This is a genomic window from Caballeronia glathei, assembly GCF_000698595.1.
Lineage (GTDB): Bacteria > Pseudomonadota > Gammaproteobacteria > Burkholderiales > Burkholderiaceae > Caballeronia > Caballeronia glathei.
Map to the genome: position 1 here is coordinate 140,039 of NZ_JFHC01000003.1, position 16,371 is coordinate 156,409.

A 16,371-nucleotide genomic window follows, 5' to 3' on the forward strand; every position below is an offset into this window, starting at 1 on the left:
ATTGGTCTCCTGTCAGGAACGTGCTTCTAGTTGGACTGCTTCGAGTTGACCTGCATGCTGCGACTGAATTGCCTGTTGCGGTGAAGCGGAGCCGTCGAGCGTGTCGGTGCCCGCACGGATGCCGCGATCCGGGCTCACCCAGCGGGCACGCGAGCGGCGCCGCTGAGCGATGACGCCAGGCAGTGCGATCACCGATGCGATCATGCTGATGGCCCAGAACGCGACCGGGTACCAGACCGTGTCGAGGAAATAGCGCAGCAGGTTCGTGTCGTAGCGGCGATCGATCACGCAGCCGACCAGAATCTGCATGCAGCAGGTCGCGAAGAGGAACACGCCCGCGCCGCGCGGCACGGCGGCGAAGCGCCATTCCTCGGGCAGCGTGAAGGCCGCGGTGCAAAGCATCATCACGAGCGTGAAGAGCATGCAGTAGGCCCACACGATGCTGATCGCGTATTCGATGAAGATCGGCCACATCATCAGCTTGCGGCGCGTCACCACTTCGACCGCATATTTGAGCAGCACCTGGATGCCGCCCTTCGCCCAGCGCAGCCGCTGCTTGTAGAGGCCGCGGAACGTCTCGGGCATCAGGATCCAGCTGAGCGCGCGCGGCTCGAAATGGATCTGCCAGCCGCCCACCTGCAGCTTCCAGCTGATGTCGATGTCCTCGGTCAGCATGTCCGAGCTCCAGTAGCCCACTTCGCGCAGCGCGCTCTTGCGGAACATGGAGACCACGCCGGATACGGTCAGGAGCCGTCCATACATCTGTTGCGTGCGCTTGATGAGTCCGACGATCGACGAGAACTCGCCCACCTGCATGCGCCCGAGCAGCGACGTGCGCGTGCGGATGCGCGGGTTGCCCGTGACCGCGCCGACGCTCGGGTCGTCCTGGAAGTGCCGCAGCATCCATCCGAGCGCCTGCGGGTCCAGCAGCGAATCGCCGTCGATGCACATCAGGAACTCGGCGTCGGTGAGCATGGCGGCGGTCGTGAGGCCGATCGCCTTGCCCTCGTTCTGGTTCTGGTGAATCACGACCAGCTTCGGATACGCGTCGACGAGCTCGTTGAGGATCTCGCCGGTCGCATCGCGGCTGCCGTCGTTGACGGCGATGATGTTGTAGTTCGGATAGTCGAGCTTGTCGAGGCAGGCGATCACCTCGCGCACGTTGTCCGCCTCGTTGTAGCACGGCACCACGACCGACACCTTCGGATACTCGCGCAGCGGGTCGGCTGCGGTCTTGCCGCGGTCCTTCCGCTCGATCAGCACGAAATGCAGGATGCCGCCGACCATCCACAGATAGGCCATCAGCAGCGGGTAGTAAAAGACAAAGTTCGATATCACGCCCATCACGTTTTTCATTTGATCTCTCGTATATTGTTCTTGTGGTGCTGTCAGACGAGCATCCCCTGCTTGAGCCGCACCGCGTTCTGTATCGACATCACGTCGCGCAGTACGGTGGTGTCGGGCCGGTTGGCGAGGAAGTCGTCGGGCGTGTAGCCGAGATGGACCACGCCGTCCGCGTTCAGGCGCTTCATCTGCTCGCGCAGCACTTCGGTCGCGACGTGCTGTTGTGTGGCCGCATCCACCGTCTGCAATTCGAAGACCGTTTTCGCACGCGCACCGGGGTGCGCCGCCACCGCGCGAGAAAGCTTGTCGAGCCATGCCGCCGAGACCTTTTCGCCGGGCTCAGTGGGCCATGCGGAGAGCGCGACGAAGTCGTAGCTCGCGACGAAGGCGTCGAGGCTCTGCGCGAGCATCGCGTCGGAGTCGGCGTTGAGCACGGCATCGGCGGGCAGGCTGCGCGCGGTGAGCACGTTGCCGCCGCCCTGGTACTCGCGCACCAGTTGCGCAAGCTCCTGGGTGAATGCGATCAGGTGATCGGTCTTGCCGCGCGACCAGCGCTTCATCGAGTCCGGCGACGCGTGGATCTGCGCGATGTCCGCGGGCAGGCCCCAGCTCGCATACGTGGCAAGCGCGGGGGCGCTCGCGTCCTCGTACTGGCCGAGCGTCGCGTCTTCGTCGAAGACGACGCCGTTGAAGCTCGCGTACTTCGTCAGGTCGTCGTAGATCTCGCGGATCACGCCGCGCGCCTGGCTGTCGAAGGGGCTCAGGCGCCGCACGTTCGCGGCACCTGCGCGAGCTTCCGGGGGCGCCACCGATCTGACGACGTTCCCCGCCGCCGTGTGCCCGGCGGGCAGCGCGAAGGCGAGGAGCGGCATGCGCGCATACACCTGCACGCCGGCGCGCGTGATCAGCTGCCACGCCACGCGATTGAACAGGTCGGCGCGCATCGGCATGTGCCGGCTCGGGAAATACAGCGCCTGCGCGACGCCGGTGCCGTCCGGGTCGGAGTAGGCGCGCAGGTAGACCGACTTCGGCTCGAGTTCCTTGATGCGGTCGAGCAGCTTCGAGAGTTTTTCTTCGCGCCTGGCGGGCTCGACGTCGTACACATCGTCGAGCGAGACGTTCACCACGCGCTCGACAGGATTGCGCTCGCCGCGATACGACGACTCCGAGCGGAACTGGCCGATCATCGTGCCGACATCCCAGTCGTACGAGACGAGGAGACGCCGGATTTTCGTGAGCGGCACATCGGGCGTGTTCGGGCCGTCGTCGAGCGTGAAGTGCACGCCCATGCCGAGCTGCTGCGACGCGCGGATCAGCGCCGCGTTGTACATGCCGTAGGGCCATACGGCCGAGCGTACGCTGACGCCGGTCTGCTGGCGGATCAGGTCCACGCTCTGCTTCAGGTCGCCATGGATGCGCGCGTGATATTCCTCGTCGGTTTCGTAACGCTTGAGCGGTTCGAGATACAGGTGCGCGCTCGCGGCCGGCAGCTCGTTGCCCTGCGGATTCGCGAGGGCGCCGTGATGCATGTCGTGCGTATGCGACGCGAGTTCGACGAGCCCCGACTGGGCCATCTCGCGCAGATCGTCCCAGCTCATGAAGTAGTCGGGCGGCATCACCGACTTGTGGCTGATGCGCACCGGCTGGCCGCGCGGCGTGTCGGTCCAGCGCGTGACCACGCCGACGAGCCCCGGATAGCCGTACTGCTTGAGCAGCGGAAACACCTTCGTGTACTGGCTCTTGTAGGCGTCGTCGAAGGTGAGGAGGATCGCGCGCTGCGGCAGGCGCGGTCCGCCGTTGCGCGAGGCGATGATCTGGTCGACGCTCACCGGGCGGAAGTCCTTCGCCTTGATCCAAGCGAAGATCGTGTTGAGCGTGGCGGTGCTGATCGCGCAGGTGTCCGCGACGGTCGAGAGATCGGCGCGCAGGTCGTCGCGCACGTCGTGGATCGCGATTACGCGGAAGGTCTTGCCGTCGTCCTTGTCGGGCGGCGGCAGGAGGTCGAGACTGATCGCCGCCTGGGCAGCGGGAGCGGCGGAGAGCGCCGCGGCGAAGCTGAGGAAGCGCCGACGATTGAGCTTGTCCATGATGGCCTAGAGCGGAATGTTGAGGTTCAGGTAGATGAGCTTGCTGTACTCGCGCGTGTGGTCCTGGCGCTGGCTCGACATGCCGATGCCGTACGCGAGCGCCGCCTTGGTGCCGAACTGCCACTGCTGTTCGAGCCGCACTTCCCACAGCCCGCTGTTGCCGATGTCCGTTTGCCGGTAGGCGCCGACGGTGCCGTACACGCGCTGGCTGAAGGACTTGTCCACTTCGCGCCACGGCGTCCACTGATACATCGCCGTCACCTGCGCGGTGATGTCGCGGTGCGGGTTGAAGTACTCCGTGTTCGCCACGGTGTTGCCGTTCGTGTTGAGGTCGACCCACATGGAGACCTCGTGGCGCGGCGACTGGAAGAGGCGCTCATACCACGTCGCGTTCCATTGCTGGTGCAGGTTGTCGTCGCTGTAGCGCGACACGCCGTAGCCCAGGTCGAAGTACCGGTAGTCGTCGAAGCGATAGCGCGCGGCGGCGCTCGCGGTGCGGCCCGTGATGCCGGCCTGATACGCCTTCCACGGCAGCGCGTTGTCGCTCGTGTCGACGCCGGTGGAGAATTTCCAGTGGTCGTCCGGTTCGAAGGCGAGCGTGCCCGCGAAGCCGGTGCGCGCCTGCGGGCCTGTCGAGTGGTTCACCTCGGCGGCCGCATCCCAGCCGTAGTAGCGGAAGTCGCCGCCGACGCCGTTGCGCACGCGGCTCACGCTCTCGCCGTCACCGGTGTCTGCGCGGCCGCTGAACTGATGGGCGAACACGCGCCAGTACTGCGCGATCGGCTGCGAGTAGAGCTGCGTGTCGATGCCCCAGTTGTTGTCCGCGAGCACCGAGTTGCCTTTCTGCCCGTTGCCTGCAACGATCAGCTGCGGGCTCTGGTACACGCCGAATTCGCGATCGAACTTGTTCACCGAGCCGCTTTCGGGAAAGCGGTCGCCGAAGGTGGCATTGACCTCGGCCGCGCGGTCGTACTGGTACAGCTCGAGCGAGGTCTTGCCCAGGCCCGCGAGCGTCTCGACATCGCCGGGGTGATCGACGAGCGTGCCTTCATAGAGCTTTTGCGCATCGTGCGGGCGCTGGCGCACGAGCGCCGCGTCGGAGCGCGCGCTGATGAGCGACGGATCGAACGGCGCGTCGTGATGCAGCGAATCGAGCGCCTCGACGCCTTCGCGCGTGCGGTTCGTGTAGAGCAGGTACTGCGCCTGCAGCTTCTTCACGCGGCCATAGTCTTCGCTCAGGTCTTCCGGATGTTCGGCGAGGTCGGCGTACATCGGCGTGCTCTTCGCGGTCACTTCCAGGAACTTCTGCGCGTCTTCGTAGCGCCCCTGGTCGAGGTAGGCGAAGAAGAGTCCCTCCTGCACGTCGATCCGCCTGAGCGCATGCGGTTCGAGCGTCGGCAGCAGGGGTTCGTTCGGCGTGGTGAGCGCGAGCTCGAACGCAGCGGCGGCTTGCTTCGGGCGGTCGATATAGGTGTACGCCTCGCCGGCTGCCGCGTACGTATGCGCGGGCAACGGCTCGATCGAGAGCGAGAGCGTCTCGTACAGCGCACACGCTTCCCGCATGCGGCCGAGCCCCTGCAGGGCGGCAACGCGCTCCGCCAGCATCGAGCGGCGCACATCCGCGTAGTCGTCGCTTTCGGGGATGCGCGTGAGCATGTCGTCGATGTGGCGCAGCGCGAGCCAGGTCTGCGAGAGGCGGTCCGCATCGTTCGACGCGAGCGCCTGCTGGCGGCCCCAGCGCACTTCGGTCGAGACGCCGAGCGCCTCGATCTGCAGCATGTCCTTGACGGAGAACGCATCGGGGCGCTTGCGCGCATCCTCGAGCGCGGTTTGCGGCGATCCGGCCGTCGCCTGTTCGAAGATGCGCCGACGGTATTCGTCGCGGTCGGTGCGCACCGCGCCCTCGCCTGCCTTGCCCGTGGATGCGGGCGGCGTCGTCTGTGCGATGACGCACTGCTCCGACGCGAGCATGACGAGCAGCAGTGCGGTGGCTTTGAGTGCGGTGTTCCTCGTACGGCTATGGCGTTTTTTTTTCATGTTCCCTCTCTCATGGGAGGTGTTGCTGCGTTGCGGACAAAAGGAGTCCCCGGCGCCTGGCGATCCCGAATCGCGGCGTCCAAGTGAAATGACTGCTGGTTTTCCCGTTCGGCGCGTGCACGTGTTGCCACGGCTCACGCCTGAATTGGTTTCGGGCACGCGCAGGCCATGCGGGAAGCCGCCGGTTGCCCGGCTCACTCGCACGAACGTCGCATGCTCGATGTGGAATGCAGTGAGTCCTCAATGCGCCGGTGATTCGGATGCGCTCGACCGATGCCGCTGCTCATCGATCGGACGTTCGGAACCTCGACGCTTGCTGAAGCCCTGCTCCCCGACTTTCTGATGCCTGTTGGTCACGCTCTTCTTTTCGCGAGGCACGATATTGCCAATACGCCATGGCCCCGGACTTTCTGACGACTCGCGTTTCGCATCGCATGTTGCTTATGGCTTATTGCGACGCAACGAAAACCGTTCGACCGGATTGTCTGCATTTACCGCGAACGACTATGTACGAAAGGCCACCCTTCGGCGTAACGAGTCGCATGGCGAAATTGCGGCAGGTACACAGCCGCGTCACAGAGAGACGCTCGCAGCCGCCGTGTCGCCGATTCGCTACACTGGGCGCTTCATGCGTCGAGGGAGCGTCCGATGGCAACCCGGAAAGGAAGCGGCAAGACGGCACGGATTCGAGTCGGTATCGGCGGCTGGACGTTCGAGCCGTGGCGGGGGACGTTCTATCCGGAAGGGCTCGCGCAGAAGCGCGAACTCGAACATGCAAGCCGCATGCTGACCACGATCGAGGTCAACGGCACCTTCTACGGATCGCAGAAGCCCGCCACCTTCATGAAATGGCACGACGAGACGCCCGACGATTTCGTGTTCTCGCTGAAGGCGCCGCGCTTTGCGACCAACCGGCGCGAGCTTGCTTCGGCGGGTGAATCGGTCGAGCGCTTCTTTGCGAGCGGCGTGCTCGAACTGAAGGACAAGCTCGGCCCGGTCAACTGGCAGTTCGCGCCGACCAAGCAGTTCGACGCCGACGACTTCGGCGCATTTCTCGCATTGCTGCCGAAGCGTGTCGAAGGACGCGCGATCCGCCATGCGGTCGAAGTGCGGCACGAGAGCTTTCGCGACGCGGCATTCGTTGCGCTCGCGCGCAAGCACGGGGTCGCAATCGTTGTCGCGGGGGATTCGAAGTATCCGCAGATCGCGGACCTGACCGCGCCGTTCGTGTATGCGCGGATCATGGGCACGAGCGAGACGCATGCGCAGGGATATTCCCGCAAGGCGCTCGATCTCTGGACCGGGCGCGCGCGCACGTGGGCGGCGGGCGGCATGCCGGAGGGTCTCGATGCGTTCGGCAAGCCCGCCACGGAGACGGCGCGCGACGTCTTCCTGTACGTGATCAGCGGCCACAAGGCGCACAACCCGGCCGCCGCCATGGCGCTGATCGAGCGGCTCGAGGCGTAGCCGCCGCCCCGGCGGGGCGGCGCTCCGGGCACCTTGCCATGACATGGCGCGACATAATTCCTGCGTAGTGTTTGCACCGGCGTTCACCCATACTCCATTCCGTCGCCAGCGTAGCAAGAAGCGCCGGCAACAGTCGAAGTCGCCGATGAGCAGCGGTTCCGCGTTCGCACAGTCACAGTCATCGGACGACAGGTTGAGTCAACGAAGGCACATCGGTGCCGATGACAGGGTGAACATGTTTACTTCATTGGGTTTCTCGGGTCGCAAGGGCATTCTTCGCGCAACGGCAGCGCTGGCTTTCTGCGCAGCGCTCACCGGGTGCGCCGGCGGCATCACCAACGCGAGCCAGTATTCGGCCGCGCCGGACATCCGGCCGGACAACATCTATGTCTACACGTTCGACAGCTCGCCCGACGAGGTGAAGCTCGACAGCGGCATGATGCAGAAGCTGAAATCGCGGATCGACGGCACGTCGGCGGCTGACCAGCAGTCGCAGCAGGCCGTCGCGGTGCGTGAAGAGGTGGCGAACGAAATCGTGACCCAGTTGCAGTCGATGGGCCTGCGCGCGATCCGCTCCGACATCCCCGCGCCCACCGACCAGAACGTGCTGATCGTGGAGGGCCACTTCGACACGATCGATTCGGGCAATCGCAGGCGGCGCACGCTGATCGGCATGGGCGCGGGGGAGAGCCGGGTCACGACCTCGGTGCAGTTGCTCTACAAGCCGGCGGGCGGCGTGCCGCGGCTCGTGCAGAGCTTCGATGCCACCGGCGACAGCGGGAAGATGCCGGGCGTCGCGGAGACGGCGGGTGTAGGGGCAGTGGCGGGACATGTCGCGGTGTCGGCGGCGGCGGGCGGCGGCTTGCATGCGGTGTCGGAATCGAAGCACGACGTCGTGTCGTCGGACGCGAAGCGGCTCGCCGATTCCATCGCGAAGCAGGTGGCCGAGATCGGCGTGTCCGAGGGCTGGATGTCGAGCGGACGCATCAAGGGCTGAGCGGCCCCGCGCGATGCGACGTCGCGCGCCGCTAGAAGGATGCGCAGGCGACGCTCCGCACCCGGAGCACCGCCTCCTGAGTGAAACGCGCCTTGTACTCCGCGCCGATGGCGCGCACGGCGGCCTCGCTGGTTTGGTCGTCGGGGTGCACGACGCTCAGCACGTACGAACCCTCGCGGACCATGGCGCCGTCGGCGTCCCGCCATTGCCCCGACGCCTCCCAGACGGTCAGTCCCGAAGGAAAGCGTGGCGTGACCGAGGTTCGGAGAAACGCCGACCACTCCTCGGCCGAGACGATTCCGGAAGCCCGGCTGGTGCCGAAGTACATCAGGTCGTGGATGCTGCGCGCTTCGCCGGGCCTGCATGCGGGTTCGGGCTCGGACTGGTGCTCGTGCATGGCGGCGCAGCCCGTCGCGGCCAGCATGAACGCGAGGGCCGCGGCGGCGCTGAAGCGGGACATGGACGGCAAGAGGTTCATCCTGTGGTAATCCGCGAACTGCGCAGAGCGCTATCGGCGGATTATAGGAGCGAAGCCGTCTGGACTGCGTTATCGCGCGCCCGGCCCCGCCCGCCCGGCGATCGCGCGGCACGCGTCCTTCAGCGGCGTCACATAGGTTTCGAGCGGTGTCGCGCACTTTCTGAAGAGCGGAATGCTGATGCTCACGCACGCGAGCGGCCGGCCGTTCGAATCGAGAATCGCGCTGCCGTAGCAGAAGATCTGCGCCTCGTTCTCCTCGCGGTCCTCCGCATAGCCGCGCTCGCGCGTGGCGTCGAGCTCGGCGTCGAGCGCGTCGCGTGCGGTGATCGTGTTCGGCGTGAAGCGCTCGAAGGTCAGGCCGCGCAGCAGCGCGTCGCGATCCGCGCGGGGCAGCGCGGACAGGTACGCCTTGCCGACCGAGCTCGAATAGAGCGTCACGCGCGTTCCGATGCGCGATGCCATGCGCACCGCATGCGGGCTTTCGAGCTTCTCGATGTAGACCATCTCCGAGCCGCTGCGCACGGCGAGGTGCACGGTTTCCTGCGTGACGTCGCGCAGCGTCTGCAGCGCTTCCGTTGCCGCGATGCGCAGGTCGGAGCGCTCCCAGCTGCGGCTCGCGAGCGACATCAGGCGCGGACCGAGCGCATAGGAGGCACCATGCCGCGTTTCGACGACGAGCCCCTCGGCGATCAGCGCCCCGACGATGCGGTACACCGTCGGGCGCGGGTAGCCCGTCAGCGCGGCGAGTTGCGCGATGGTCGGTGCGTCGGCGGCGTCGGCGATCAGTTGCAGGACCGCCATGAACTTCGAGAACGCGGCGGTGCCGGTGGCCTTGGCGTCGGGAGCGATGAGATCGGAGGGTGCGGGCATGAGCGTCGGAGAAGGCATGCGCGAACTTGCGCGAAAAGGAGGCGCGAATGCCGGTGTATCTGCAATGCCCGATTATAGCGACGCGGCGCGCTCTCCTTTCGTGTCAGGCCACCAGGTAGCCGCCGTCGACGGGTACGATCGCGCCCGTCATGAACGCCGCCGCCGGTGAGCACAGGAACGCGACCACCTGCGCCACGTCCTCGGGCTGGCCCCAGCGCTTCATCGGCGTGCGTTCCAGGATGGTTTGCGAGCGGCCGTCGTCGTCCTGCAGGGCTTGCGTGAGCGGCGTCGCGATCCAGCCGGGCGCGACCGCGTTCACGCGAATGCCGTCGGCCGCGTACGCAATGGCAAGCGACTTCGTGAGCTGCGCGACGCCGCCCTTGCTCGCGCTGTAGGCGGGCACGAGCCCGCCGCCGAAGAAACTCAGCATCGACGCCGTGTTCACGATCGCGCCGCCGCTCGCCTTCAGGCGCTCGCGCGCCGCCGCGCACATGCGCATCGTGCCGCTCAGGTTCACGGCGAGCACGCGCTCGAACACGTCGATGTCGTGCTCGTCGCCGCGCCGGATCATGCCCGCGCAGTTCACGAGCACGTCGAGCGTATCGACGCGCCCGACGAGCGCCGCCACGCTCGCTTCGTCGGCGACGTCGAGCGGCGCGACCTCCACGCCGTGCCCGAGCGCCTCGCGCTGCGCCTCGGTCGGCGCGATGCCCGCCGCGATCACGCGCGCGCCGAGCGCCGCGAACTGCTGCGCGATGCCCGCGCCGATGCCCTGCGTGCCGCCGGTCACGAGAACGGTCTTGCCTTTGAACAGATCAGCCTGAAAAGTCATGTCGGGTATGAAAAGTTAAACGGCGGGCACGGCGGATGCGCTGTGCTCCGAGTCCTGAATCGGCATGCGCACGACGAACATGTAGACGAGCGCGGCGGCGAACGCGACGCCCGCGCTGATCAGGAACGCGTTGACGAACGAGTGCGTCTTGTCGACCACGAGGCCGGTGATGAACGGCGCGAACGAGCCGCCGAAATAGCCGCCGAAGTTCTGGATGCTGCCAAGCGAGGCCACCATGTGGCGCGGCGCCGCCACGCTCACGAGCGCCCACGCGGCCCCGCTCGCGAGGTTGACGAAGTACATTGCCGCGGACAGGTACACGATCGCGAGCGTGAGGTTCGGCGTGAATGCGGCGGGCACGGTGAAGAGCGCCGCGCCGATCAGGCCGGTGCAGATCGGCCACTTGCGGCTTCGGATCGGCGCGACGCCGCGCGCCATGAGGCCGTCCGCGACGAAGCCGCTCGACAGCATGCCGAGCGTGCCGAACAGATAGGGAATCGAGACGATCCAGCCGGTCTTTGCGATCGTCAGATGGCGTTCGTGTTCGAGATAGGCGGGCAGCCACGTGAGATACAGCCACACCATGTAGATCACGCCCATGAAGCCGAAGATCATGCCCCAGGTCGTCGCCTTGCCGAAGAGGCCGCGCCATTCCGCGAAGCTCATCTGGCGCTCGGCGCGCTGTTGCGGTTCGCCTTCGGTGAGATGCGACACTTCCTGCGCGTCGAGCGGCACATCGGCGCGGTTGCGATACACGATGTACCAGCCGATCGCCACCGCGATGCCGAGCACGCCCATGATGACGAACATGTAGCGCCAGCCGAACACGAGCAGGAGCGCCGTGAGGATCGGCGGCGCGAGGGCCGGACCGATGGTCGAGGAGGTCGTGAAGATGCCGGTCGGCCGGCCGCGCTCGCGCAGCGCGAACCATTCGCTCACCACCTTCGCGCCCGCGGGAAACTGCGGCGCCTCGCCGATGCCGAGCGCGATGCGCGCGATGAGGAACTGGTGCAGGGTCGTGACGAACCCGCCGAACAGCTGCGCGACCGACCACACGAACATGCCGAGCCCGAGCATCACGCGGGCGCCGAAGCGGTCGAGCATCACGCCGACCGGCAATTGCGAGAACGCGTACGCGAACGAAAACGCCGAGAGCAGCAGGCCCATCTGCGAGGCGGAAAGCCCCAGCTCCTGGCTGACCGAATGATTGGCGATCGACAGCGTGCTGCGGTCGAGATAGTTCACGATTCCCGCCAGCGTGAGGAACGTGAGTGCGACCCATTGAATGCGCTTGAGGCGCGGGGACTTTGCCTGCATGGTGTCTCCTCCGGTGCTCTTTCGAGTCTCAATGGAAGGTGTTGTCTGTTTTAACGCGATGCGGGTGCTGCCGTGGATGTGTCAGCGGATGAACTGATCGACGAAATCCGCGCCGAGGCCGACCTCCGTGAAGTGTGTGCGGCACATGTCGACCTTGGTGAAGACGTCTTCGTAGCCGGTGAACTGGCCGTAGGGATCGCAGTAATACATCACGCCGTTGACCTGGAAATACGTGATCATTTCCTCCACGTCTTCCGGCACGTAGAGCGTGTGCGTCTCGCCGGGCGGCTCGAACACGTAGCTGCCTTCGGTGGCGATCCAGTCGTGCTCCAGGTAGCGCCATCTGCCCTTGAGCACCATGCCGTGCACCGCCTGCGGATGACGGTGGCGCGACAGCACGCCGGACTTGCGCACGCGCAGCAGGTTCATCCAGTAGCCCGTCGAGACGTTCAGGCACAGCGGCCGGAACCAGACGTTCTCGGCTTGCGGCACCCAGAGGCGCTCGTCGGTGGGAATCGCGTTCTGAACGACGATCTCCTTCGCCGCCTCGGGAGGGTTGGGAAACTGGTAGGGCGTCATGGCGTCCGCAGCGGGGTTGGGCGCTGTCATCGCGTCTCCTTTGTCCATATTGTGGATCAATAAGTCGTATTGTGGACAAATCTTCCGCGCGTATCGGATTGGTGTCAAGACGATATTTCGCATCGATTCTTGAGGCTATCGGCAATGGCCGGGCACGCACGCCGGTCGTTTTAATGCGCCCCTAAGCGAAGGCAGGGAGTTGCGGCAGCTGTTTCGTACTTTTCTCAATGACATTCCGTGGCGCTTTGCGTACAGAGGAACGTTCGATTCTTCGGAGGAATACCGCCTTGAAGACCTACGGAAGTGTCAATGCCCGGCCATGCGGTCAGGTCCTTTGCACTGAGTCGGACCTCGATTACCTCGTTAACTGGCAGTCGCCAGACGGACAGCCTGACCACGTTCGCACGGCCCGCGAACTGCCAGACGGCGCAGGTGGGCAAACGAGCAACGGCGAAGGAGCGGGGAATGACTGATATCCGGTGCGCCCTGCTGGATGGCGACAGGACCACTACGGGAGGCGTGCTCATAGGCACGGACAACTCGACTCACCACGGCACGCGCATGGCGGTGCGGGGCGACTTTGCGACATGCCCCGCGTGCAAAACAGGTGGACTGGTCTTCAATGACTGTGATCCCAGCTTCACACTCATGGGGAAGGACATTCTCGTTGAAGGTGCTCGCGTCCACTGCAAATGTCCTACCAAGCCACGGGTGCTCGCCTCACAGAATATATTCACGATTCAAGTGAACAGGGGCGGTAGTCACGCGTTGATGCAGCCATTGTTCGGTCCGTCTGACAATGGCGCGCAATCATCGAACGAATCGGACGAAGTCATCGAGCAATATTTCGAACTCGTCGACGCAAAGACAGGAAGACCAGAGGAAGGCTACCGACACGACCTCTTCTGCGACGGCCGTCGTGTCAACCAAGACGCCAGCTTTGGCGGGCGCAGCGCTGTGGTGGGTGGGCGCGTCGCGATGAGCATTGTGTTGTGGCTGGACAAATCCCGGGGGGTTTCGCATGACGGATCCCCTGAAGGCGTCTCTCCTCACTTCTGAAGAGCGATTGCTCGCCGCCATTGTGTATGGCGAATCATCCACGCTCGACCAATATGAAGAAATGGCAGCGCTCGCAAGCGTTATGGTGCGTCAGATGAAGTCGCGCGGGTATTGGACCATCGAAGCCTTCACCTCGAAAGATAGAAACTTTTCCTTCGTGCGTACGGACGGCAATGCACGCTACGCGAGGCTCATGAGGGCATCGGAAACGGACATCGCAAGAAGCACCGCAATGTCCGACGCGGTGAATGCAGCACGGAACGCCTTCGCGGGCGGTCCGGACTACTCCAAGGGAGCGTACTTCTGGGACGGCGCCGATATCAAATCGAACTACGCCCGGCACGCCAAGGTTAGATCGGGAATCCACATCAGTGACCCTGCCCACAACGTCCATGGAATAAGCGATTCCGGGACGACGAGGATTCTCTACAGGACGGTCAGGAAGCGGGTGAATGGACGATCAGGACCGAGCAACTCGAAATGGGACGATATTTGTGGGTGTATGAATCTACGGCTGGCATCGGGGGAACAATTTTCTGGTGCTATGGGCGCGACTGGCTTCGAGTTACCCGAGCAAAGGAATACAAATGATGCGTCCGATTATTTTCATGGCTTTATGGGCGCTATGCCTGATGGCCCGAGCAGAGCGTCCATCCGAAGCGGTCATGGACAGTTGCCTCTTGTTCGACAAGGCGGCACCATCGATCAGCGTGACCCGGTTTGAAGGACCCGAGATACTCGTGGACGAGCACTCTGTTCCGGGCTATGAAATCTTCACTCCGACGGCCAGGAGCGTCGCGGTCAAGGTGGGATACGCCACGAGCAAACGTGGCAGCAACGACTTCGTATTTGCCGGCCGGTATCGTGGCTACATCAGGACTGCGACGGCGCTTGGTGCGTTCAAGGCAGAACGTATCGAATCGCCGTCACTTGCGTTCTATGCAGTCTTGCGTGAGGGGCCGCGCCAGTACCTGTGTGTCGTGGAAAGCGCTGCACAGGGAAGCGCCGCCTTTGTCCGCTCTGCCTTTGTCGCCGCTTTTCCACCGAAGGGAAGCAGGTATCTTGCGCTGTTCTATCAGGTAGCCGATGTCAGGCAACTCAAAGCCTTCGGAGCAGGGGCCACGCGGGACGGCAATTGATAACGTCTGTTTCGGGAAAAGGGGCGCCGTGGATGTTCCGGATTTCCGGTGCCGATCCGCATTAACGTCGGACCTGGACCTGCGAACTCCGACACTCGCCGCAGTCGAGCATTTTTTGCAATGCTTGAACCTCTGCGCTGTCCCTCCGAGTTATCCGCCCCATGCGGCGCGTGGCTGCCGGGCGCGGGTCGCGGCCCGGCGCCTCATTCATCACGCTGTTGTTGGCGCCTCGAACGCGCTGGGTGAACACCGCTCGGCGCGGATCGTGCCACTTTCGCCATCGAGGCGATAAATCGCGGAATATCGGTAAATTTGTAGCCTTCATGGCGACAATGCCGCGAGGGGCGCGCTCTTGCGAGATGCGTGCACAGCTCCCGCCCGCGGCGGCGCTCCCGCCCCCGGCGACCGTCGCGTGCCCCCGACGCATCCCGAAATTGCCTCGACGCCAGACGTGCCGGGGGCATCCGTCTGATTTATAGTCTCGAAATTGTCGCGCTTCGCGCGGTCCTGTCTCTTCCAATTCAAAAAAGGCGCACGCGTGAAGCAGTTGACCATTCGGCAGCGAATCCTTGCGAGCTTCGGCCTCATCCTGTCGCTGATGCTCGTGATGGCGGTGTTCTCGTACATCCTGATGAACGGCATCGACCAGGATGCGAACAGCCTCCAGGAAGACTCGATGCCCGGGTTCGATCTCGCCACCGACATCCGCGCCGCATGGTTCGAGAACTACACGGTGACGCAGCGGCTCGTCTTCATCGACACGGCGCCCGAGGCGATGCAGCGCGACGCGCAGCGCATCGGCGAGACGCGCGACACGCTCGACAAGCTGATTGCGACGTACGGCTCGACCATCTTCGAGGAACGCGACCGCCAGCTCTTCAACCAGTTCAAGCAGCAGCGCGAGCTGTACGTGCCGATTCAGGCGCAGATCCTGCGCGAGCTCGACACGTCGAAGGAAGCCGCGGCCGCCACCTTCAACACGAAACTCACGCCGGTCTGGGAAACGGGGCGCGGCAACGTACGCACGCTCGTCGACCACAACAAGAGCTATGCCGACAAATCCGTGGCGAGCATCCGCGAATCGGTGCGCAAGTCCGAAATCACGCTGCTCGTCATCATGCTGGTTGCGATTGCCGCCGCCGCCGTGCTCGGCTACGTGCTGCTCAGGGCGGTGACGGTGCCGATGCATCGCCTCGTCGACGTGGTCGACAGGATGCGCACCGGCGACCTGACGCAGCGGCTCGACCTGAACCGCCAGGACGAGTTCGCCACGCTCGAAGCGGGGTTCAACCGCATGACGGACGAGTTGACGGGCCTCGTCGGCCAGGCGCAGAAATCGGCGGTGCAGGTGACGACCTCGGTGTCGGAAATCGCGGCCACCGCGAAGGAGCAGCAGGCGACCGCCAGCGAGACCGCCGCGACCACGACCGAAATCGGCGCGACCTCGCGCGAGATTTTCGCGACCTCGCGCGACCTCGCCCGCACGATGAACGAGGTGTCGAGCGTGGCGGAGCAGTCGGCGGCGCTCGCGGGCACCGGACACGTGGGGCTCACGCGCATGGAGGAAACCATGCGGCTCGTGATGGAGGCGGCCGGGTCGGTGAACGGCAAGCTCGCGATCCTCAACGAGAAGGCGAGCAACATCAACCAGGTCGTCGCTACCATCACCAAGGTCGCCGACCAGACGAACCTGCTTTCGCTCAACGCCGCGATCGAGGCGGAGAAGGCGGGCGAATACGGGCGCGGCTTTTCGGTCGTCGCGACCGAGATCCGGCGCCTCGCCGACCAGACCGCCGTGGCGACGCTCGACATCGAGCAGATGGTGAAGGAGATCCAGTCCGCGGTGGCGGCGGGCGTGATGGGTATGGACAAGTTCAGCGAGGAAGTGCGGCGCGGCATGCTCGACGTGCAGCACGTGGGCGGCCAGCTCTCGCAGATCATCCAGCAGGTTCAGGCGCTCGCGCCGCGCTTCGTGATGGTGAGCGAAGGCATGCAGACGCAGGCGACGGGCGCCGACCAGATCACGCAGGGCCTCGCACAGCTGTCGGAGGCGGCGCAGCAGACGGCGGAGTCGCTGCGCCAGTCGTCGCAGGCGATCGAGGACCTGACGCACGTCGCCAACGGCCTGCGCACGGGCGTGTCGCGCTTCAAGGTCGCGACATGAC

At 64.9% G+C, this 16,371-nt stretch carries 14 protein-coding genes; 6 read left to right on the forward strand and 8 right to left on the reverse strand.

Translation table 11 applies throughout. From position 1 onward, the window contains the following. Positions 1–12: 12 nt before the first annotated feature. The 3 genes from pgaC to BG61_RS03815 are packed head-to-tail and all read right to left on the reverse strand — an operon-like array spanning position 13 to position 5,468. Positions 13–1,356: a poly-beta-1,6-N-acetyl-D-glucosamine synthase gene (gene pgaC / locus BG61_RS03805; RefSeq protein ID WP_035935155.1), complete on the reverse strand. Its 1,344-nt coding sequence runs from the start codon at positions 1,354–1,356 to the stop codon at positions 13–15. Between the two features lie 32 nt (positions 1,357–1,388). After that, positions 1,389–3,431, reverse strand: a complete 2,043-nt coding sequence (pgaB, locus tag BG61_RS03810) for a poly-beta-1,6-N-acetyl-D-glucosamine N-deacetylase PgaB (protein ID WP_035935156.1) — start codon at positions 3,429–3,431, stop codon at positions 1,389–1,391. 6 nt (positions 3,432–3,437) lie between these two features. Continuing rightward, positions 3,438–5,468 (reverse strand): PgaA family protein, encoded by a 2,031-nt coding sequence (locus BG61_RS03815; protein WP_035935158.1) that lies wholly within the window; start codon positions 5,466–5,468, stop codon positions 3,438–3,440. A gap of 648 nt (positions 5,469–6,116) precedes the next feature. Here BG61_RS03815 and BG61_RS03820 point away from each other — a divergent pair. Continuing rightward, entirely contained in the window at positions 6,117–6,935 is an 819-nt protein-coding gene (locus tag BG61_RS03820; protein WP_035935160.1) for a DUF72 domain-containing protein, read from the forward strand. 235 nt (positions 6,936–7,170) lie between these two features. Next, positions 7,171–7,932: a DUF4410 domain-containing protein gene (locus BG61_RS03825; protein WP_035935162.1), complete on the forward strand. Its 762-nt coding sequence runs from the start codon at positions 7,171–7,173 to the stop codon at positions 7,930–7,932. Between the two features lie 31 nt (positions 7,933–7,963). On the opposite strand, the gene BG61_RS03830 is transcribed toward BG61_RS03825, so the two are convergent. The 5 genes from BG61_RS03830 to BG61_RS03850 all read right to left on the reverse strand — a co-directional run bounded on the left by BG61_RS03830 (position 7,964) and on the right by BG61_RS03850 (position 12,038). Then, on the reverse strand, positions 7,964–8,410 hold the full coding sequence (locus tag BG61_RS03830; RefSeq protein WP_052040559.1) for a DUF3574 domain-containing protein: 447 nt from the start codon (positions 8,408–8,410) through the stop codon (positions 7,964–7,966). A gap of 69 nt (positions 8,411–8,479) precedes the next feature. Next, positions 8,480–9,298, reverse strand: a complete 819-nt coding sequence (locus BG61_RS03835) for an IclR family transcriptional regulator (protein ID WP_370818082.1) — start codon at positions 9,296–9,298, stop codon at positions 8,480–8,482. An 85-nt stretch (positions 9,299–9,383) separates the two neighbouring features. Further along, positions 9,384–10,112 carry an SDR family NAD(P)-dependent oxidoreductase gene (locus tag BG61_RS03840; protein WP_035935166.1) on the reverse strand — a complete coding sequence of 243 codons (729 nt, stop codon included), beginning with the start codon at positions 10,110–10,112 and terminating at the stop codon, positions 9,384–9,386. A gap of 15 nt (positions 10,113–10,127) precedes the next feature. Next, positions 10,128–11,429, reverse strand: coding sequence for an MFS transporter (locus BG61_RS03845; protein ID WP_035935169.1), 1,302 nt, complete (start codon positions 11,427–11,429; stop codon positions 10,128–10,130). Between the two features lie 81 nt (positions 11,430–11,510). Further along, positions 11,511–12,038 (reverse strand): 2,4'-dihydroxyacetophenone dioxygenase family protein, encoded by a 528-nt coding sequence (locus tag BG61_RS03850; RefSeq protein ID WP_035935457.1) that lies wholly within the window; start codon positions 12,036–12,038, stop codon positions 11,511–11,513. Between the two features lie 435 nt (positions 12,039–12,473). Between BG61_RS03850 and BG61_RS39135 the strand changes: the two genes are divergently transcribed. The 4 genes from BG61_RS39135 to BG61_RS03865 all read left to right on the forward strand — a co-directional run bounded on the left by BG61_RS39135 (position 12,474) and on the right by BG61_RS03865 (position 16,370). Then, positions 12,474–13,067, forward strand: coding sequence for a PAAR domain-containing protein (locus BG61_RS39135; protein WP_161783657.1), 594 nt, complete (start codon positions 12,474–12,476; stop codon positions 13,065–13,067). Continuing rightward, complete coding sequence (locus tag BG61_RS39870) at positions 13,030–13,791, forward strand: hypothetical protein (protein ID WP_232256317.1); 762 nt, start codon at positions 13,030–13,032, stop codon at positions 13,789–13,791. The genes BG61_RS39135 and BG61_RS39870 overlap by 38 nt, the downstream gene beginning before the upstream one ends. 16 nt (positions 13,792–13,807) lie before the next feature. Further along, entirely contained in the window at positions 13,808–14,206 is a 399-nt protein-coding gene (locus BG61_RS03860) for a hypothetical protein (protein ID WP_232256318.1), read from the forward strand. A 538-nt stretch (positions 14,207–14,744) separates the two neighbouring features. Beyond that, positions 14,745–16,370 (forward strand): methyl-accepting chemotaxis protein, encoded by a 1,626-nt coding sequence (locus tag BG61_RS03865; RefSeq protein WP_035935463.1) that lies wholly within the window; start codon positions 14,745–14,747, stop codon positions 16,368–16,370. Position 16,371 lies beyond the last annotated feature (1 nt).